The sequence below is a fragment of the Bradyrhizobium sp. CB2312 genome, assembly GCF_029714425.1.
GTDB lineage: Bacteria > Pseudomonadota > Alphaproteobacteria > Rhizobiales > Xanthobacteraceae > Bradyrhizobium.
On sequence record NZ_CP121668.1, the window covers coordinates 6,356,437 to 6,374,761 of the forward strand.

15 protein-coding genes are annotated in these 18,325 nt (G+C 65.3%); 9 read left to right on the forward strand and 6 right to left on the reverse strand.

All coding sequences use genetic code 11. The annotated features are described in order from the left end of the window. Positions 1-53: 53 nt before the first annotated feature. From QA642_RS31215 to QA642_RS31240, 6 genes are read right to left on the reverse strand one after another with little or no spacing between them, the layout of a single operon-like run. Positions 54-1,103, reverse strand: coding sequence for a LacI family DNA-binding transcriptional regulator (locus tag QA642_RS31215; RefSeq protein WP_283080285.1), 1,050 nt, complete (start codon positions 1,101-1,103; stop codon positions 54-56). Next, on the reverse strand, positions 1,100-1,744 hold the full coding sequence (locus QA642_RS31220) for a ThuA domain-containing protein (RefSeq protein ID WP_283080286.1): 645 nt from the start codon (positions 1,742-1,744) through the stop codon (positions 1,100-1,102). Before QA642_RS31220 ends, QA642_RS31215 begins: the two co-directional genes overlap by 4 nt. A gap of 10 nt (positions 1,745-1,754) precedes the next feature. Further along, on the reverse strand, positions 1,755-2,852 hold the full coding sequence (locus tag QA642_RS31225; protein WP_283080287.1) for a Gfo/Idh/MocA family oxidoreductase: 1,098 nt from the start codon (positions 2,850-2,852) through the stop codon (positions 1,755-1,757). 23 nt (positions 2,853-2,875) lie between these two features. Next, positions 2,876-3,724 (reverse strand): carbohydrate ABC transporter permease, encoded by an 849-nt coding sequence (locus QA642_RS31230; RefSeq protein ID WP_283080288.1) that lies wholly within the window; start codon positions 3,722-3,724, stop codon positions 2,876-2,878. Continuing rightward, positions 3,717-4,655, reverse strand: coding sequence for a sugar ABC transporter permease (locus tag QA642_RS31235; RefSeq protein WP_283080289.1), 939 nt, complete (start codon positions 4,653-4,655; stop codon positions 3,717-3,719). The genes QA642_RS31230 and QA642_RS31235 overlap by 8 nt, the downstream gene beginning before the upstream one ends. A gap of 2 nt (positions 4,656-4,657) precedes the next feature. Next, the gene (locus QA642_RS31240; protein WP_283080290.1) at positions 4,658-5,917 is read right to left on the reverse strand and encodes an extracellular solute-binding protein; all 1,260 of its coding nucleotides are present in this window, start codon (positions 5,915-5,917) and stop codon (positions 4,658-4,660) included. Between the two features lie 162 nt (positions 5,918-6,079). Between QA642_RS31240 and QA642_RS31245 the strand changes: the two genes are divergently transcribed. The 9 genes from QA642_RS31245 to QA642_RS31285 all read left to right on the forward strand — a co-directional run bounded on the left by QA642_RS31245 (position 6,080) and on the right by QA642_RS31285 (position 18,317). Next, positions 6,080-6,838: an SDR family NAD(P)-dependent oxidoreductase gene (locus tag QA642_RS31245; RefSeq protein ID WP_283080291.1), complete on the forward strand. Its 759-nt coding sequence runs from the start codon at positions 6,080-6,082 to the stop codon at positions 6,836-6,838. A gap of 249 nt (positions 6,839-7,087) precedes the next feature. Next, a complete protein-coding gene (locus QA642_RS31250) occupies positions 7,088-8,338 on the forward strand; it encodes an ABC transporter substrate-binding protein (RefSeq protein ID WP_283080292.1) in 1,251 nt (416 codons plus the stop codon). 123 nt (positions 8,339-8,461) lie between these two features. Further along, positions 8,462-9,289 carry an AraC family transcriptional regulator gene (locus QA642_RS31255; RefSeq protein WP_283080293.1) on the forward strand — a complete coding sequence of 276 codons (828 nt, stop codon included), beginning with the start codon at positions 8,462-8,464 and terminating at the stop codon, positions 9,287-9,289. 191 nt (positions 9,290-9,480) lie between these two features. After that, positions 9,481-10,491: a branched-chain amino acid ABC transporter permease gene (locus QA642_RS31260; RefSeq protein WP_283080294.1), complete on the forward strand. Its 1,011-nt coding sequence runs from the start codon at positions 9,481-9,483 to the stop codon at positions 10,489-10,491. 1 nt (position 10,492) lies between these two features. Then, positions 10,493-11,575 (forward strand): branched-chain amino acid ABC transporter permease, encoded by a 1,083-nt coding sequence (locus tag QA642_RS31265; protein WP_283080295.1) that lies wholly within the window; start codon positions 10,493-10,495, stop codon positions 11,573-11,575. Further along, positions 11,568-12,350 (forward strand): ABC transporter ATP-binding protein, encoded by a 783-nt coding sequence (locus tag QA642_RS31270; protein ID WP_283080296.1) that lies wholly within the window; start codon positions 11,568-11,570, stop codon positions 12,348-12,350. Before QA642_RS31265 ends, QA642_RS31270 begins: the two co-directional genes overlap by 8 nt. Then, complete coding sequence (locus QA642_RS31275) at positions 12,343-14,547, forward strand: ABC transporter permease (protein ID WP_283080297.1); 2,205 nt, start codon at positions 12,343-12,345, stop codon at positions 14,545-14,547. Before QA642_RS31270 ends, QA642_RS31275 begins: the two co-directional genes overlap by 8 nt. Positions 14,548-14,550: 3 nt before the next feature. Further along, positions 14,551-15,384 carry a phosphoenolpyruvate hydrolase family protein gene (locus QA642_RS31280; protein ID WP_283080298.1) on the forward strand — a complete coding sequence of 278 codons (834 nt, stop codon included), beginning with the start codon at positions 14,551-14,553 and terminating at the stop codon, positions 15,382-15,384. A 26-nt stretch (positions 15,385-15,410) separates the two neighbouring features. Continuing rightward, positions 15,411-18,317, forward strand: a complete 2,907-nt coding sequence (locus QA642_RS31285; protein WP_283080299.1) for a flotillin family protein — start codon at positions 15,411-15,413, stop codon at positions 18,315-18,317. Positions 18,318-18,325: the final 8 nt, after the last annotated feature.

The window sequence follows — 18,325 nt, forward strand, 5'->3', positions numbered from 1 at the left end:
GGCGACGCAATCGTTGCCGCCAAGCACCCTGCGCATCTCGGACGCGCTCGCCATTACGGCAGATTGTCGCGCAGAAAAATGTCGATGCGGATGCGCTCCTGGTCGGGGCTGATGGGCTCACCCGAGCAATGCGCCAGCAGGATGCGCGCCGCGGAGCGCGCCTCGTGGCCGGGATCCTGGTTGATGATGGCATCGAGCGTGCCGTGCACCAGAAAACGCCGCGTGTGCCGCGTCAGCTCATGGGTGATCCAGACCACCTCGCGCGCGCGGCCCGAGGCCTCGAGCGCATCGGCGATGCCGCGGTTCCCGGCACCGCAGCAATAGATGCCGCGGAGATCGGCATGACGCGCGAGCAGCGCGGCCGTGAGCTCCCGTGTGCGGTCGCTGTCGTCGCGGCCTTCGAGGACCGGGAGCGCGCGCAGCTTCGGATACTCGCTGGACAGAATCTGATGGAAGCCGAACTGCCGCTCGGTGTGATCTCGCAGCGACAACGATCCCGCGATCACCGCAACCGTCCCCTCGCCCCCGGCGAGGAAACGTCCCATCAGCGTTGCCGCAGTCCGGCCCGCGGCCGGATTGTCTATTCCGACATAATGGAGCCGGCGCGAGCTCGGTGCGTCCGACACAAGGGTCACCACGGCGACCCCGCGCGATGCGAGCTCGTCGATCGCGGCGCGCACCCTGGGATGGTCGAGCGCGATGACGGCCACCCCCTGATAGGCCGGCGACAAGGTCTCCAGCGCGCCGGCGAGCACGTCCGGATCGAACACATCGACATGGTGGATGTCGATGAAGCCGCGCTGGCCGGCGAGCCACTCTGCGGTGCGCTGGACCTGCTCGGTCAGGCTGGTCATGAAGCTGTTGCTGCCGCTCGGCAGCACGAAGGCGAAGCGAAAGCTCTGCCCGCGCGCGAGCCGCGCCGCCGCGACGTCGGCGCGATAGCCGAGCTTGGCGACCGCGGCCTCGACACGCGCGACAGTCTTGGCGCGCACGCCCTCACGCCGGTTGACGACGCGATCGACGGTGGCGAGCGAGACGCCCGCCGCACGCGCGACGTCCTCCAGCGTGGCGCGAACCGCCGGCTGCGTCGCGCCAGCTGTCATTCGCGCGCCGCCCATAGCATGCCGCGGGTCATCAACGTCCGGATTTCCGGCACGTCGAGTTCGTAGGCGCGGTGCCCGAGCGAAGAATAGAACACCTTCCCCGCGCCGTAACGCTTCTTCCAGACCACCGGCATCACCACGCCCTCGATCCAGGATGCGTGCTCGCCGGTGAAAGTGGTCGTCGCCAACACCTCGTTGGCGGGGTCGACATGCATATAGTATTGCTCGGACCGATGCTCGAAACTCTTCAGGCCTTTCATGATGGGGTCATCCGGCTTCGTCAAGTCGACCGTGTAGTCGATGATGTTGCCGGGATGCGCGACCCACTGCCCGCCGCACAGGAACTGGTAGTCGACGGACTCGCGGAACGCATCGCACATGCCGCCATGATGGCCCGCGAGCCCAACGCCACCACGCACCGCGGCGCAGAGATTGAGCGCGTCCGCCTTCTCGATCTTCGACATGGTGTAGATCGGGATGATCAACGAGAGGTCATGGATCTCGGGATCGCCGAATGCCTCTGTCGTCGTTTCGATTCGCACCTCGAAACCTTCCGCCTTCAGCCAGCCGCGGATCATCGAGGCACAGAGATCGGGATCGTGTCCTGGCCAGCCGCCCCATACAATCATTGCCTTGCGCATGCTTCTATCCTCAGTCGATCTGTCCGGTTTCACGTCCGGCCGGCAGCATCGCCGGCCGCTCGACGCGGCTCTCGATCTTGACGCGCCGCCCTTCGTCGGCAGAGGTCTGGAATGCCTCCATCACCTCCAACACGTGGAAGGCTAGCGCGCCGCTAGCGCGATGTGGCCGGTTGTTCAGGATCGCGGAAGCCATGTCGGCGACACCGATGGAACGGAACTCGCCTTCGACGTGACCGTGCGTCGACGGCACCGTCTCAAATTCGCCGCCCGTCTTCGCGACCTGCACCTCGCCGCCGAAGCGGTTCGGGTCCGGCACCAGCATGCTGCCCTTGTCGCCATAGATCTCGATCGGCGCGTGCCGGTGCTTCGGCACATCGAAGCTCATCGCGATCGAGACGACGGCTCCGCTCTCGAACTCGAGCGTCCCTGCGACGTGGGTCGAGACTTCGACCGGAATCAAGGTGCCGTTCATCGGCTGGCTGGTAACCAGACGCTCCGATTTCGGGCGCGAGGTCGAGCCCATCACACTGGCGACCGGGCCCAGCAGTTGCACGAGATCGGTGATGTAGTACGGGCCCATGTCGAGCATCGGCCCGCCGCCGCGTAAATAATAGAAACCCGGCGCCGGATGCCAGCGCTCATGGCCGGGACAGCCGAAGAAGGCGCTGCCCGCCACCGGCGTGCCGATCGCACCGTCGTCGATCAGCTTGCGCGCGGTCTGGTGCCCGCCGCCGAGGAACGTGTCGGGCGCGCAGCCGACGCGAAGGCCCTTCTGCGCGGCGAGATCCATCACCTTGCGGGCTTCCGCGACGTTGATGCCGAGCGGCTTCTCGGAATGGACGTGCTTGCCTGCGTTCAACACCGCGAGGCTGATGTCGGTGTGGGCCAGCGGCACGGTGAGATTGACGACGATCTCGACGTCGTCGCGTTTGAGCAACTGGTCGACCCGCATCGCCGGTAGCCCAAAGGCAACGCCCTGCCTCTCCGCGACGTCGCTCCGCATGTCAGCCAACGCCCTGACCTCCATCACCGGGAAGCGCTGTGCCGCCTTGAGGTAGGCGGTGCTGATCACACCGCAGCCAATGATTCCGACGCCAACTTTTCTCATTTTCTGTCTCCGTGAGGTGTCGTTCATCCCTTGACCGCGCCCGCGGTGAGGCCGGCGACGATATGCTTCTGCGCCAGCAGGAACAGAATGATCGTCGGCAGGATGGTGAGCGTGATGAAGGCGAGGATCAGATGCCATTCGGACGAATATTCGCCCTGGTAAATCATGATGCCGAGCGGCCAGGGATAGAGCGCATCGGTGTTGAGCATCACCAGCGGCAGCAGATAGGCGTTCCAGCTGTTGACGAAAGTGATGGTTCCGACCGTCGCCAGGATCGGCCGTGACAGAGGCAACGTCACATAGCGGAAGAACTTGATGTAGGTGCACCCGTCGACCAGCGCTGCTTCCAGCAGCTCGTAAGGGATGTCCTTGAAGAAGCGCCGCAATAACAGAACGCTCATCGCCAGGCTGAAGGCCACCTGCGGCAGCGCGACGCCGAAATAGGTATCGAGCAGCCCGAGATCGCCCACCTTGATGAACAGCGGCAGCACGGCGGTCGCCGCCGGAAACAGCAGGCCGAGCGTCAGGTAGCTCAGCAGCATCGAGCTGCCGTAGAACCTGACATGGGCGAAGGTGAACGCCGCCATCGAGGCGGTGATCAGCGTCAACGTCACCGTGAGCGTCGAGATGATCAGCGAGTTGCGCAGGAGCTGCCAGTAACGGGCAGAGAGCAGGATGTCGGCATAATTCTGCCATTCCCAGTGCCGCGGCAGGCCGAACGGATTGACGCGCAATTCGCCGAGCGACTTGAAGCCGCCGAGCAAGGTCGCGAGCAGCGGCACCAGCACGAAGATGGCAACGACGGCGAGGAACGCCGCCTTGAACAGCACAGCGGGATCGAACGGCGCGCGGGTGGCCTCGGCGTTACTCATCGCGCATGAACCATCGCTTGTAGGTGAAGGCAAAGGTCACGCAGATCACGAACAGGATGACGCCGATGGCGCTGCCATAGCCGACCCGCATCCGAGAAATGCCGTTGTTGTAGAGGAAGCTCACCATTGTGTTCGAGGAATCCGCCGGTCCCCCGCGCGTCAGCGGCATCACCAGATCGAACAGCTGCAGCGAGCCGACGATGGCGAAGAACACGGAGAGCCGGATTGTCGGATAGAGCAAGGGGATGACGACATGGCGCAGCGCTTGCGAGCGCGTTGCCCCGTCGATGCGTGCTGCCTCGATCAGGCTTTTGTCCAGGCTCTGGAGCGCCGCGATGAACAGCATCATGTGGAAGCCAAAATACTTCCACACGATCACGATCAGCACGGCCAGCATCGCGGTGTCGGTCGAGGCCAAGAGATGCGGCGGCTCGGCGCCGAAGGTGCGCCAGATCGAGGCGACAAGACCGTAGTCGCCATCGTAGACGAAGCTGAAGATCAGCCCGGTCGCAATCTCGGCCAGGATGTAGGGCATGAAGAACAGCATGCGCAGCGCCACCGCGCCACGAAAGCGCTCGGCGAGCATCAAGGCCAGCGTGAGCGCGAGCGGCAGCTGGATCGCGAGCGAGACCGCGATGATCAGCCCGTTGTTGCGCAGCGCCAGCCAGAAGGCACGCGTTTCCAGCACGAAGCGATAATTGTCGAAGCCGATCCAGTTGGTCGGCCTGCCGAAGCCGTTCCAGTTGAAGCCCGAGTACCAGGCCGCCTCGCCGATCGGCAGCACCACGAACAGCGTGAACAGCAGCAGTGCCGGCGGCAGGAACAGGATCAGGACGGTGAAACGACCGTCCCACCCCGGGCCACGCAGCGCCTGCGGAGCCGCCTCACGGGCAATGCCGATCGGCGAAGTGATCGCGATCCGTCGCGGCACCGTCAGTTACCTTGCTTGAAGGCCGCTTCGATCGCTTTCGCAGCGTCCTGCGGGCTCATGCTGCCACCGGCGATCTCCGCCGTGACGTCGTTGACGACGCGACCAACCGAGGGGCCGAGACTCTGATCGTAGAAGTTCTGGTGGTAGTTCGACTTTGCCAGATTGACCGCGATCAGCTTCATGAAGGAATTGTTGAGGCCGGCGTCCGCGCCCTGCACCACGGGGATGATGTAGCTGCCCGCGGCGAGCCGCGTTTGCACATCCTTGGAGATGAAGTACTTGAGGAAATCGACCGCTTCCTTCGGCGAGCCCTTGGTGACCAGCCAGCCAGTGATGCCGCCGAGCGTATCCGTGGGCGCGCCCTTGCCGCCGGGTACGACAGGGAAATCGAACCAGCAGATCTTGTCTTCACTCAATCCGACTTTGTCGGCAGCCAGCGCGCGCTGCAAATTATAGACTGAGCTGATCGCGAGCGTCATCGCGGCCTTGCCGTCGCCGAAATAGCCAACGGCCTGTGGGTTCTTGAAGCCGAGAAAGCCGTTCTGGAACGGCTGGAGATCGACGAGCTGCTTGAACAGCTCGCCGGATTTCTGGAAGGTCTCGCCGGCGAAGCCGCCGTTCTCGCCACGCAATGCAGCGTCGAACGCTGCCTTGCCGCCGATGCGCACCGCAAGATGGGTCCAGTAGAAATGCAGCGGCCATTTGTCGGCGCCGCCGACCACGATCGGCGTCACGCCTGCTGCTTTGATTGTCTTCACCGCGGCGAGCAGATCGTCCCAGGTCTTGATGGAAGCGGGATCGACCTTCGCCTTGGCCATCAGTTCCTTGTTGCAGAGGAAGCCGACCTGCGACAGCGCGATCGGCAGGCCGTAGACGCGGCCATCGCGCGTGAATGCAGCGAGCGCCGCCGGCGTGATGCTGTCGCTATAGCCCTTCACCTGGTCGTTGATGTCGTCGAGGACGCCGGCATCGATCTGCGTCTTCAAGACGCCGCCGGCCCAGCTATAGATGATGTTCGGCCGGTCCTTGGATTGCAGGATGGTCGGCAGCTTGGCCTTGTAGGCCTCGTTCTCGAGGAACTGCATCTCGACCTTCACACCGGGATGCGACGCCTCATAGCTGCGTGCGACCTCCTCCCAGATCTTCACCTGGGCCGGATTCACCTCGATGTGCAGCCATTTGACGATCGTGTCGGCGGACGCGGAATTGGCCCAAAGCAGGCATGCGGCGGCGGTGAGTCCCAGCTTGGCGAGCAGCCTCATCACGTCCTCCCAATCGGCTCTTGTTCTTTGGCCGCAATCCTGCCTTCAGTTTTTGAGGTACGCAACTAAAATTCTGACCTATGCACCTCACGAGCGAAATGGCTAAGGTCCACCAAAGAGTCGGGGCGGCCTTCGCCGCTCGTAACAAACTGAAAGGTTCCCATGGCCGCCATCTATTCCGACCTCGCCGGCAAGGTCGTGCTCGTCACCGGAGGCGCAGCGGGAATTGGTGCTGCGATCGTGCGGCGGTTCGCGGAGCAGAAATCGAAGGTCGTGTTCTTTGACATCAAGATCGACGAGGGCCAGCGCCTGGCGCGCGAGCTGTCGGATCAAGGGCTGGTTGCGCATTTCCAGCACGTCGACCTGACCGACATCCCCGCACTGCGCGCTGGCGTCGCGGAGGCACGCGAGGCGCACGGCGCGATCAACATCCTGATCAACAACGCCGCGCATGACGAACGGCACAAAACCGAGGAGATGACGCCGGAATATTGGGACGACCGCATCGCGGTGAATCTGAAGCACCAGTTCTTTGCCTCGCAAGCCGTGCTCCCCGACATGAAGGCCGCGAATGGCGGCGCCATCATCAATTTCGGCTCGGTGTCGTGGATCGCCGGACAAGGCGGCATGGCGGCCTACACCGCCAGCAAATCCGGCGTAATCGGCCTGACGCGCTCGCTGGCGCGCGACTACGGTCCCTACAACATCCGCGTGAACGCAATCGCCCCGGGCTGGATCATGACCGAACGCCAGCTCGAGAAATGGATGACGCCGGCCGGCGAGGTCGAACTGCAACAGCGGCAGTGCCTGAAGCGTCGGCTCGTACCGGACGAGGTCGCGAAATTCACCATCTTTCTCGCATCCGACGAGGCCTCCGCCTGCACCGCTCAACACTACATCGTCGATGGCGGCTGGGTGTGACACGCTCTGAGAATGGTCGCAGCACCTGGACCCAAACCAGGGGCTGCTGAATCCTTCGCCTGCTGCACCGCGAAACCATCTGCGCCGCAACATTCAAAAATGAGACTGCCCGTCAAGCCGGACGAGGCGTCCACGCATGCACCGCATTCGACTTCGGTTAGCTTCCTTCTAAAGCCGCGGGCCATCGAGAGCCACGGGCGTCACGCCGGTTCGGCGCGGCAACAAATCGACGACACAGGGAGGAGCACAATGTCGAAATGCAGTATCGGACTGCTCGCGCTGAGCAGCCTGTTTCTTTCAGGCGCGGCGATCGCCCAGGAAAAAATCAAGGTCGGCGTGACCGCGACCCTCGAAGGTACCTACACGGTGCTCGGCGAGGACGGTATGCGCGGCCATCAGACGGCGCTCAACGTGCTGGGCAAGAAGATCGGCGACAAGGAGCTCGAATTCATTGTCGCCTCGACCGACGCGACCCCGGACTCCGCGGTGCGCGCGGTCCGCAAGCTGATCGAACAGGACAAGGTGCAGATCCTGCTGTCGCCGCTCTCCGGCGACGAGGGCATCGCGGTGAAGAACTTCGCAAAGACCCACCCGGAGCTGACCTTCGTCAACGCGGCATCGGGCGCGCAGGAAACCACCTATGTCGATCCTGCCCCGAACTTCTTCCGCTACAACATGGACGGCGCGCAGTGGCAGGTGGGCCTTGGGAAATATGCCTATGACGAGAAGAAGTATCGCAAGATCGCAACCGTCGGCGAGGACTATTCCTTCATCTACACCCAGGTGTTCGGGCTGGTGCTCGAGTTCTGCGGCGCCGGCGGACAGGTCACCAACCGGCAGTGGGTGCCGCTCGGCACCAAGGATTTTGCCTCGGTGATCGCCGCCCTGCCCGACGACGTCGACGCGATCTATCTCGGGCTTGGCGGCGCGGACGCCGTCAACTTCCTCAACCAGTATCAGCAGGCCGGCGGCAAAGCGCATCTGATGGGCGGTTCCATCATGATCGACCAGACCATCCTGTCGTCAAAGGGCAATGCCAAGAACGCCCTCGTCGGCACCATCGCGGCGAGCGGCCAGGCCGACACCTGGGAGGATCCGGGCTGGCAAAAATTCGTGAAGGCCTATCAGGACGCGTTCCCGCCGAACAAGCGCTTCCCAAGCCCCTCGCTGCTGGCCACCAACTACTATGGCTCCACGATGGCCTTGATCCTCGCGCTGCGCGAGGTCAACGGCGATCTCAGCGACAACCAGTCGAAATTCAAGGCTGCGCTGGCGAAGATCGAGCTCGACGCGCCGAATGGCAAGATCAAGCTCGACTCCAACCGCCAGGCGATCGGCACCAACTTCGTCACCGAGGTCGTCGATGACGGCAAGGGCGCGCTGTTCAGCAAGGTCGTGAAGGTGATCCCGAACGTGAACCAGACGCTCGGCTATGATCCTGCGGTGTTCTCGAAGATCGGCCTGCCGAGCCGCACCGTGCCGGAATGTAAGAAGTACTGACGCATCACGTCGGCAAGACGCAATCGGGGAGCGACCAGCTGACGCGGTCGCTCTCCGCTCTTGCAATCTCGGCGGCGTTGTTGAACGCTGGCTGAAAAGAAAAAACATTCGGGAGGGGAAGGCATGAGCCGTGCGCTCGCCGTCTTCCACGGCCGGTTCGGCCGGGCGACGGTTTATCAGCTGAACCGGCCTTTCAATATCCACGCCCATCGCGAAGGTCATCTGATCTTCCATGTCGGCGGCCTGCCGGCATGCATCGATGTCTCCGACGGACATTATGATCTCACCGAGACCTCCGTCGTCGCCGTCAATCCCTGGGAGCCGCACAACTTCCTGCCGACCGATCTCGATGGCGGCGCCATCTTCTTCGTGCTCTACGTCAACGCCGAGTGGTTCGCGCCCGATACCCCGGGCACCGACCGCCTACGGTTCGGCCGCACCCAGTTCAGGCGCACGCCTGCACTCGACAAGCACATCCGACGGACCGCCGCGCTCGTGTGCGGCGCACCATCCCTCTCCAGTCTCGATTCCGAGCTGAGGCGGCTGATCGACATCTGCTACGACGAAAGCTGGCAACAGGCCGAGATCGCGCGCGATCCGCGCGCAAGCGGCTCCGTCACCGATTTCCGCGTACGCAAATGCATCAGGATGATGTCGGAAAGCCCCGGCGCCGAGATCGAGCTCGATACGATCGCCCGCGAGTCCGGCCTGTCGCGGCCGCACTTCTACCGATTGTTCCGCGTCCAGACCGGCGTCACCCCGAACCTCTACCTCAACACGCTGATCATGGAACAGGCGCTCGAAGCGCTGGTGGCCAGCGAGACGCCGATCGCCGACATCGGCTTCGATCTCGGCTTCTCCTCGCAGAGTGGTTTCACCCGCTTCTTCGCCGCCAATGTGGGGATGGCCCCGACCGATTATCGCCGCGCAGCCAAGGTTTTGCGCGCCTAACCGCTGCACGAAAAGATACTCACGATCAAACGTCGCCCTCGCCGCCCGGTTAGGATGCGGGCAACGCGATCCCGAGATGATCGCGACCGACGGGAGCGCACGTCCATGGCAAGGCCTGCAGCCGCTATAGGGCTGTCCGACCTGCATTCTATGAACTTTCGGCGTGTCGCCCGGACAAGCGGACGGCGCACATGAGCCGTTTCATCGAACGCCATCCCGCCTGGGCGCTGATCACGATCATCGCCATCGCCGTCGTGCTCTGGCTCATCTTCGCGGTCTGGCCGCCGGGTCTCGAAGAGGCGGTCGGCCGCAAGCGCGTCTTCCTCAACGCCGTCTTCAACGGCATCACGCTCGGGGGCCTCTACTTCCTCGTCGCCAGCGGCTTCACGCTGATCTTCGGCCTGATGCGCAACGTCAATCTTGCGCACGGCTCGCTCTATCTGTTCGGCGGCTATGTCGGCTACGCCATCAGCACGGCGACGGGCTCTTGGCTGCTCAGCTTCATCGTCGCCTTCGTCCTGACTGCCTTGGTCGGCGTGCTGCTGCAGGTGATCGTGTTCCGGCGTATGGAGGGTCAGGACCTCAGGCAGACCATGGTGACGATCGGGTTGTCGATCGTGTTTGCCGATCTCATGCTGTGGGCCTGCGGCGGCGATTTCTACCAGATCCAGACCCCGAGCTGGCTGATCGGACCCGTGGACCTGCCGCTGATCACAGCAGTGAAGTCCTCGGGCGAGCCGGTCTATCTCAGATATCCGATGGTCCGGCTCGTGATCTTCGCCGCGTCCGTGGTCATTGGCGTTGCGATGTGGCTCGCGCTCAACCGCACCCGGATCGGCATGATCATCCGCGCCGGCGTCGACGATCGCGATATCCTGGCTGCGACCGGCGTGCGCATCCAGCTCGTCTTCGTCCTGGTGTTCGCGTTCGGCGCGGGGCTTGCCGGCATCGCCGGCGTGGTCGGCGGCACGTTCCAGTCATTGTCGCCCGGCGAGGACATTCGCTTCCTGCTCGCCTCGCTCGTTGTCGTAATCGTCGGCGGCATGGGCTCGATCCCCGGTGCGGCGCTCGGCGCGCTGATCATCGGCCTCGCCGAGCAGCTCGGCTCGGTCTACATCCCGACCTACGCCATCGTCGTGACCTTCCTGATCATGGTGCTGGTGCTGGCGATCCGGCCGCAAGGCCTGTTGGCGAGGCGCTGACATGTCGCTCGCACACGACGCTCGCGTTGCCGTTCGTCCCGCTGCCCGAGCAGAGCGCCCCGCGCGGACCTGGCCGGAGATCGACAATCCCGCCGCCTGGATCGTTGGGGCCATTCTTCTCATCATGCCGGTGATTGCCAACGGCTTCTTCCTGATCGAGATCTTCGCGACCACGCTGATCCTCGGCATCATGGCGCTGAGCCTGATGTTCCTCGCCGGCTATGGCGGCATGGTCAGCCTGATGCAGCTCACCATCGCGGGCTTCTCGGCCTACATGGTCGCCGTGTTCGGCGTCAGCGGCAACGCCAATATCAGCCTGGGCTGGCCGTGGTGGCTCGCTGTTCCCATGGCGCTGGCGCTGGCGACTGCCTTCGGCACGCTGGGCGGCGCACTCGCGGTGCGCACCGAAGGCATCTACACCATCATGATCACGCTCGCAATTGGAGCTGCCTTCTACTATTTCACCAACCAGAACTGGGCGATCTTCAACGGCCATACCGGCATCAACACCGTTGCGACGCCACACTTCTGGGGCGTCAACTGGCGCGCCGACATCCCCTTCTATTATGTGGTGCTCGCGGTCGCCGCGCTCTGCTATTTCGCCGTCGAATATATCTCGCGCGCGCCCTTCGGCCTCGCGCTTCAGGGCGTGCGCGACAATCCGCGCCGCATGGCCGCGCTGGGCTTCAACGTCAATGCGCACCGCATCGCCGCCTATGCTTTTGCGTCCTTCGTGGCCGCGCTCGCCGGCGTCCTCCAGGTCTGGAACTACCGGCAGATCTCGCCGGGCTCGGTCAGCGTCGGCGCCTGCATCGACGTGCTGATCATCGCCGTGGTTGGCGGCATTACGCGACCGATCGGTCCCTTCATCGGCGCGCTGATCTTCGTACTGCTCCGCACCTTCGCACTCGACTTCCTGGTCAGGCTCGGACTCGACGGCAACCGCTTCCGCCTGTTGATCGGACTCGGCTTCCTCGCCATCGTGTTCTGGTCGTCGGACGGCGTCGTCGGCCTGTGGCAGCGCTGGCGCCAGAGTCAGCGTCCTCGCGCGGACCGCCCAGGCGGAGGGCGCGGCCATGGATAGCGTCGCTCATCGCCTTTCCGCCGTCGGCGCCGGCGCCGCGCTGGAGCTGCGCGGGGTCACGCGGCTGTTCGGCGCGCTCGCGGCGCTGACCGACGTCACCATCACGGTAAAGCCGGGCGAGCGGCGTGCCGTGCTCGGCTCGAACGGCGCCGGCAAGACTACGCTGTTCAACTGTATCACCGGCGACTTCCCGCCATCCTCCGGCACCATCCGCTTCTTCGGCGAGGACGTCACGTACTTCCCGCCCTATGAACGCATCCGCCGTGGGCTGCGCCGGACCTACCAGATCTCGGCGCTGTTCCCGGGCCTCACCGTGCAGGACAACGTCTATCTCGCCTGCCGCGGCGTCTCGCGCGGACGTTTCTCGTTCCTGCGCCCCGGGCAGAACGACGCGCTGATGCATGCCGCCGACAACCTCGTCCGGGCCGTGCATCTGTCGGCCGTGAAGGACCAGCGCGTGGCCGAGCTCGCACACGGCCAGCAGCGCCAGCTCGAAATCGCACTCGCGCTCGCCGGTGCGCCGCGCTTCGTCCTGTTCGACGAGCCGGCCGCGGGCCTGTCGCCGACCGAGCGGGCCGAGCTGATCGAGATCCTGACCTCGCTGCCGGCCCATATCGGCTACATCATCATCGAGCACGACATGGACGTGGCGCTGCGCGTCGTCGAGAGCGTCACGATGATGCACAACGGCCGCGTCTTCAAGGAAGGCCTGCCGCAGGAGATCCAGTCCGATCCCGAGGTGCAGGAACTCTATCTCGGAGGCGGCCATGAATGAGGCCCGCCGAACTTCCGCCGCGCTCGAGGTCCGTGGCCTCGACGTCTATTACGGCCACTCGCACGCGCTACAAGGCGTCGACCTCACGCTGGAGAGCGGCGTGTTCTCGGTCGTCGGCCGCAACGGCATGGGCAAGACCACGCTGTGCAAGGCGATCATGGGGCTCGTCGGCGTGAGCGGCGGATCGATCCGGGTCCGCGGCGAGGATGTCACGCGGCGGCCGCCGGCCCAGATCGCCCGGCTCGGCGTCGGTTATGTGCCGCAAGGACGCCGTCTCTGGCGCTCGCTCAGCGTCGACGAGCATTTGCGGCTCGCCGGCGGGCTGCGCTCCGGCGCCTGGACCGTCGAGCGCATCTATGATACCTTCCCGCGGCTCGCCGAACGGAAGGACCACGGCGGTGGCCAGCTCTCCGGCGGCGAGCAGCAGATGCTGGCGATCTCGCGCGCGCTGCTCACCAATCCGCATCTCCTCATCATGGACGAGCCGACCGAGGGCCTTGCGCCCGTCATCGTCGCCCAGGTCGAGGAGATGCTGCTGCGGCTGGGCGAGGACAGTGACATGTCCGTGCTCGTGATCGAGCAGAACATCGGTGTTGCCACCGCGATCTCGCGCAACGTCGCGATCATGGTCAACGGCCGCGTCCACCGGATCATTGACTCCGCGCGGCTCGCCGCCGACCGCGAGCTGCAGCAGCGCCTGCTCGGCGTTGGGATTCATGCCGAGCTGGAACCAGATGTCGACATATCAACGGCCGCCGCCGGCCCGAAACCGGCACCGCGCCGCGACGGTCCGGTGCGGATCTACATCTCCAACCCGGCGCTCCCGACGCGATGGTCGCAGCCGGTGCCGATCGCCCGCATCGAAGCGGCGGCCCGCACACGGTCGACAGAGGTCACGCGACTGGAGGAGACGACGCGGCGCAGGCGCGAGCCCGTGGCGGCGCAGGCCGCCGGCCCGCCTGTCGTGCTGGTTGTCGGCACACTCGATACCAAAGGCCAGGAGCTGAGGTTCATTCGCGACATCATCGCAGCAACCGGCCTTCGCACCCGGCTGGTCGACGTCTCGACCAGCGGCAAGCACTCCAGCTGCGATGTCTCCGCGCAGGAGATCGCGCTGAACCACGGCCGGGGCGGTGCGGCTGTGTTCGGCGCTGACCGCGGCGCCGCCGTGACCGCGATGGCCGATGCGTTCGCGAACTGGCTGCGGCGCCAGGGCAATGTCGCCGGCGTGATCTCGGCCGGCGGCTCGGGCGCGGCGTCGCTGGTTGCGCCGGGGATGCGCACGCTTCCCGTCGGCATGCCCAAGCTGATCATCTCCTCCATCGCCTCGGGCGATGTCGGGCCCTATGTCGGCCCCGCCGACATCACCATGATGTACTCGGTCACCGACGTGCAGGGACTGAACGCGATCTCGCGCGCTGTGCTCGCCAATGGCGCCAATGCGCTCGCCGGCATGGTCAAGGCGCGGCTCGACGAGCGCGCCACGAGCGCGCGAGAGGCCGGCGGCCTGCCCTCAGTCGGCATCACCATGTTCGGCGTCACCACGCCCGCCGTCCAGAAGATCGCCGCCGATTTGCACGACAGTTTCGAGTGCCTCGTCTTCCACGCCACCGGCGTCGGCGGCCGTTCGATGGAGAAGCTCGTCGAATCCGGCCAACTCGCCGGTGTCATCGACCTCACCACGACCGAGATCTGCGACCTGCTGATGGGCGGCGTGTTTCCGGCGACTGAAGACCGCTTCGGTGCGATCATCCGCAGCCGGCTGCCTTTTGTCGGCTCGGTCGGCGCGCTCGATATGGTCAATTTCGGCGCGCCCGACACCATTCCCGAACGCTATCGCGGCCGCAAGTTCTACGTCCACAATCCTCAGGTCACCCTGATGCGGACGACGGCTGAGGAGAACGAGCGTATGGGCCGCTGGATCGCCGAACGGCTCAACCAGATGGACGGCCCTGTGCGCTTCTTCCTGCCCGAGGGCGGCGTCTCCGCGCTTGATGCGCGAGGCCAGCCGTTCTGGGATCCCGACGCCGACGCCGCGCTGTTCCGCGCGCTGGAGCGCGACGTACGCCAGACCGGCAACCGCCAGCTCATTCGCACGCCTAAGAACATCAACGATCCCGACTTCGCCGCCGCCATCGTCAGCGCGTTCCGAACGCTGTTCGGCCGCACCGGCGCGCGGCGGAGACTAGCGAGGTGACCGATGGCCAGATTTGAACGCGCAGCCCTCCTGAAGAAGTTCCGCGGCATGGCGAAGCGCGGCGAGCCGATCGTCGGCGGCGGCGCCGGCACCGGCCTGTCGGCCAAATGCGAGGAGGCGGGCGGCGTCGATCTCATCGTCATCTACAATTCCGGCCGCTATCGCATGGCCGGCCGCGGCTCGCTCGCCGGCCTGATGGCCTACGGCGATGCCAACGCCATCGTGCTGGAGATGGCGAGCGAGGTGCTCCCGGTGGTCGACCAGACTCCGGTGCTTGCTGGCGTCAACGGTACCGATCCGTTCCGCGACATGGACGTCTTCCTCGACCAGCTCAAGGCACTCGGGTTTGCTGGCGTCCAGAACTTTCCGACGGTTGGGCTGATCGACGGCACCTTCCGCGCCAATCTCGAGGAGACCGGCATGTCCTATGCGCTCGAGATCGACATGATCGCGAAGGCGCACGACAAGGACATGCTGACCACCCCCTACGTGTTCAGCGAGAAGGAGGCCGCCGCGATGGCGATCGCCGGCGCCGACATCATTGTCTGCCACATGGGCCTGACGACGGGCGGCACGATCGGCGCTCAGACGGCCTTGAAGCTCAAGGACTGCCCTGCGCGGATCGATACCTGGGCCGCGGCCGCGCTCAGCATCAATCCGGACATCCTGGTGCTGGCCCATGGCGGCCCGATCGCGGATCCCGCCGATGCCGATTTCATCATGAAGAACACCCGCCATTGCCACGGCTTCTACGGCGCCTCCTCGATGGAGCGGCTTCCAGTGGAGCGGGCGCTGACGGAACAGGTGCGTCAATTCAAGGCGATCGGCGCGCGGTAACGCCGGCAGGTTCGAGGGAGAGAAAGATGTCAGGGATACTCGTCGGTGAATTGATCCTCTGGCTGATCGTCGCGATCATCGTGATCGTGGTCGGCGTCTACATCGTCAACTGGCTGTACCACCGCTCCTCCAAGGAAACCTCGTTCGTCCGCACCGGCTTCCTCGGCGAGCGTGTGGTGATCAACGGCGGCGCCTTCGTGCTGCCGTTCATCCACGACTACACGCCGGTCAACATGAACGTGTTGCCGATGGGCATCGTACGTTCGAAGCAGGATGCTGTGATCACCCGCGATCGCATGCGCGTCGACATCGAGGCCGATTTCTATGTCCGGGTGCAGCCGACCCGGGAGGCCGTCTCGATCGCAGCGGCGACGCTCGGCCGCCGCACCATGGAGCCGGAGCAGCTGCACGCCCTGCTCGCCGGCAAGTTCATCTCGGCGATCCGTTCGGTCGCCTCCGAAATGACGATGGAGGAGATGCATGAGCAGCGCGGCGACTATGTCGCACGCGTCAAGACCAATGCGGCAGAGGCGCTCGCGCAGAACGGACTCGAGCTGGAATCGGTCGCGATCACCGATCTCGACCAAACCGACCTCGAGTTCTTCAACCCCTCGAACCGCTTCGACGCCGAAGGCCTGACGCGCCTGATGGAGGATATCGAGGCGAAGCGCAAGCTGCGCAACGACATCGAGCAGGACTCGATGATCAAGATCCGCTCCCGCAACCTGGAAGCCGAGCGGCAGGCACTCGAGATCGAGCGCGAGAGCGAAACCGCGCGGCTGGAACAGGAGCGCGACATCGAAATGCGCCGCGCGCTTCAACGCACCGAAGTGGCCCGAGAGCGCGCGCTCCGCGAGACCGAGGCTGAGCAAGCGCAGATCTCGGCGCGCGAGGCCATCGAGCGCGCCCGCATCGTCAACGACCAGGCGATCGCCGAGGCCCGCATCGCCTCCGAACGCGAGACCCGCCAGAAAGAGATCGAGCGGACCCGGACGATCGAGGAGAAGGAGCTGCTGGCCCGGGAGGAAATCGAGAAAACCCGGATCGCCAACCAGCGCTCGATCGACACGACCCGCATTGCCTCCGAGCGTGAGGTCCGCCAGCGCGAGATCGAGCGCATGCGCACGGTCGAGGAAGCCGAGATCGCCGCCCGCGAAGCCATCGAGAAGGCCCGCATCCAGCAGGATCGCGTCGTCACCGATGCCCGTATCGCCAATGAAGAGGAAACGCGGCGCCGTGAGATTGAGCGCACCCGCGCCGTCGACGAGGCCGAGATCGCCGCGCGCGAGGCCACCGAAAAGGCCCGCATCGCCCAGACGATGACGGTCAACGTCGAGCGCATCTCCTCGGATGAACGCACCCGCGCGCTGGAGATCCAGCAGGTGCGCACCATCCAGGAAGCCGAGATCGAGGCGCAGCGCGCAGTCGAGGCCGCCCGCATCGCCCGCGAGCGGACGCTGGCCGCAGAGCGCATTGCCGCCGAGCAGAACACCCGGCAGCTGGAGATCGAGCGCAACCAGACGCTGGACGTCGCCGGCATCACGGCGCGCGAAGCCACGGAAGCCAGCCGCATCGCGCAGGAGGAGCGCGTGCGTTCGCTCGAGATTGCCCGCAACCGCGCCGTCGAGGAAGCCGACATCGCCTCGCGCGAGGCGATCGAGGCGGCCCGCATCGCCCAGGAGAAGGCGGTCGCGGCCGAGCGTATCCAGGCCGACCGGGAGACCAGGGCGCTCGAGATCGAGCGGACCGGCACATTGGAGGCGGCCGAGCTGAAGCGGCGCGACGCCATCGAGCGCCAGCGCATCACGGTCGATCTGGCGCTCGAGGCGGAGCGCATCAACTCCTCCAAGAAGCGCGAGGTGCTCAACATCGAGCAGAAGAAGGCCGTCGAGATCGCGGACGAAGACCGCGTCATCGCCCTCTCCACCAAGCGCTCCGAACGCATCGACGCCGACCGGCAGGTCAAGCAGGCCGAGATCGTCGCGCGCAAGGAGGTCGAAACCACCGACGTCTCGCGCGAACAGGCGCTCGAGGCGGCCCGCATCGAGCGGCGGCGTGCGATCGAGCAGCTCGAGGTCGCCCGCGTCCAGTCGCTGCAGGAGGCCGAAATCGCCGCGCGCGAGGAGGTCGAGCGTGCCCGCATCGCCTCCGATCGCGGGCTGGACGAGGCCCGCGTCGGCCGCGAGCGCGAGCTGCGCAAGCTCGAGGTCAATCGCGAGAAGGATGTCGAGACGGTTCTGATGGAGAAGGCAATCGCCATCCATCAGAAATCGCTGGAGGAGTCGGCCGCGCGCGCCGCCGCGGAGGAGGCACGGATCCGTGCGACCGAAGCGGCCGAGCGCGTCGTCACCGCGCGCGAGAGCGAGATCGCCAAGCGCCGCAAGACTGTCGAGGTCCTGCTGGCCGAGAAACAGGCTGAGGAGACCAGGATCGCGGCCGAAGCCGAGCGTGTGCGCGCCGCTGTCGAGGCCGAGGCGCAGCGGATGCTCAATGAGGCCGAGAACGTGCTGACGGATCAGGCGCGCTACTCGCTGTTCCGCCGCAAGCTGCTCGACCGCATCGAGGGCATCGTGCGCGAGAGCGTCAAGCCGATGGAGAAAATCGAAGGCATCCGCATCCTCCAGGTCGACGGCCTCAACGGCAACGGACATGGCGGCGGCAACGGCGGCCGCAGCGCCACCGACGAGGTGATCGACTCCGCCCTGCGCTACCGCGTCCAGGCGCCGCTGATCGATTCCATCCTGTCAGACATCGGCGTCGAAGGCGGCAGCCTGGCAAAAATGCCCGGCCTGATCCGCGAGGCCCGCGACATGCAAGGCATCAAGGATGCCGCGCGTAAGGGTGGCGGTGGCGACAAGCCTGCGCCCTCCCCGCCCGCGGCTGAGGGCGGCGGCGAACCGCCGGCCGAGCGCGGTCCGCGGAAGAAGAGCTGAGGTCGCGC

What these genes read in the sequence shown, in the direction of transcription:
- QA642_RS31215 (WP_283080285.1), bottom strand. Translation starts at nt 1,103, where the DNA reads ATGACAGCTGGCGCGACGCAGCCGGCGGTTCGCGCCACGCTGGAGGAC.
- QA642_RS31225 (WP_283080287.1), bottom strand. Translation starts at nt 2,852, where the DNA reads ATGAGAAAAGTTGGCGTCGGAATCATTGGCTGCGGTGTGATCAGCACC.
- QA642_RS31240 (WP_283080290.1), bottom strand. Translation starts at nt 5,917, where the DNA reads ATGAGGCTGCTCGCCAAGCTGGGACTCACCGCCGCCGCATGCCTGCTT.
- QA642_RS31245 (WP_283080291.1), top strand. Translation starts at nt 6,080, where the DNA reads ATGGCCGCCATCTATTCCGACCTCGCCGGCAAGGTCGTGCTCGTCACC.
- QA642_RS31220 (WP_283080286.1), bottom strand. Translation starts at nt 1,744, where the DNA reads ATGCGCAAGGCAATGATTGTATGGGGCGGCTGGCCAGGACACGATCCC.
- QA642_RS31250 (WP_283080292.1), top strand. Translation starts at nt 7,088, where the DNA reads ATGTCGAAATGCAGTATCGGACTGCTCGCGCTGAGCAGCCTGTTTCTT.
- QA642_RS31265 (WP_283080295.1), top strand. Translation starts at nt 10,493, where the DNA reads ATGTCGCTCGCACACGACGCTCGCGTTGCCGTTCGTCCCGCTGCCCGA.
- QA642_RS31260 (WP_283080294.1), top strand. Translation starts at nt 9,481, where the DNA reads ATGAGCCGTTTCATCGAACGCCATCCCGCCTGGGCGCTGATCACGATC.
- QA642_RS31275 (WP_283080297.1), top strand. Translation starts at nt 12,343, where the DNA reads ATGAATGAGGCCCGCCGAACTTCCGCCGCGCTCGAGGTCCGTGGCCTC.
- QA642_RS31285 (WP_283080299.1), top strand. Translation starts at nt 15,411, where the DNA reads ATGTCAGGGATACTCGTCGGTGAATTGATCCTCTGGCTGATCGTCGCG.
- QA642_RS31280 (WP_283080298.1), top strand. Translation starts at nt 14,551, where the DNA reads ATGGCCAGATTTGAACGCGCAGCCCTCCTGAAGAAGTTCCGCGGCATG.
- QA642_RS31255 (WP_283080293.1), top strand. Translation starts at nt 8,462, where the DNA reads ATGAGCCGTGCGCTCGCCGTCTTCCACGGCCGGTTCGGCCGGGCGACG.
- QA642_RS31230 (WP_283080288.1), bottom strand. Translation starts at nt 3,724, where the DNA reads ATGAGTAACGCCGAGGCCACCCGCGCGCCGTTCGATCCCGCTGTGCTG.
- QA642_RS31270 (WP_283080296.1), top strand. Translation starts at nt 11,568, where the DNA reads ATGGATAGCGTCGCTCATCGCCTTTCCGCCGTCGGCGCCGGCGCCGCG.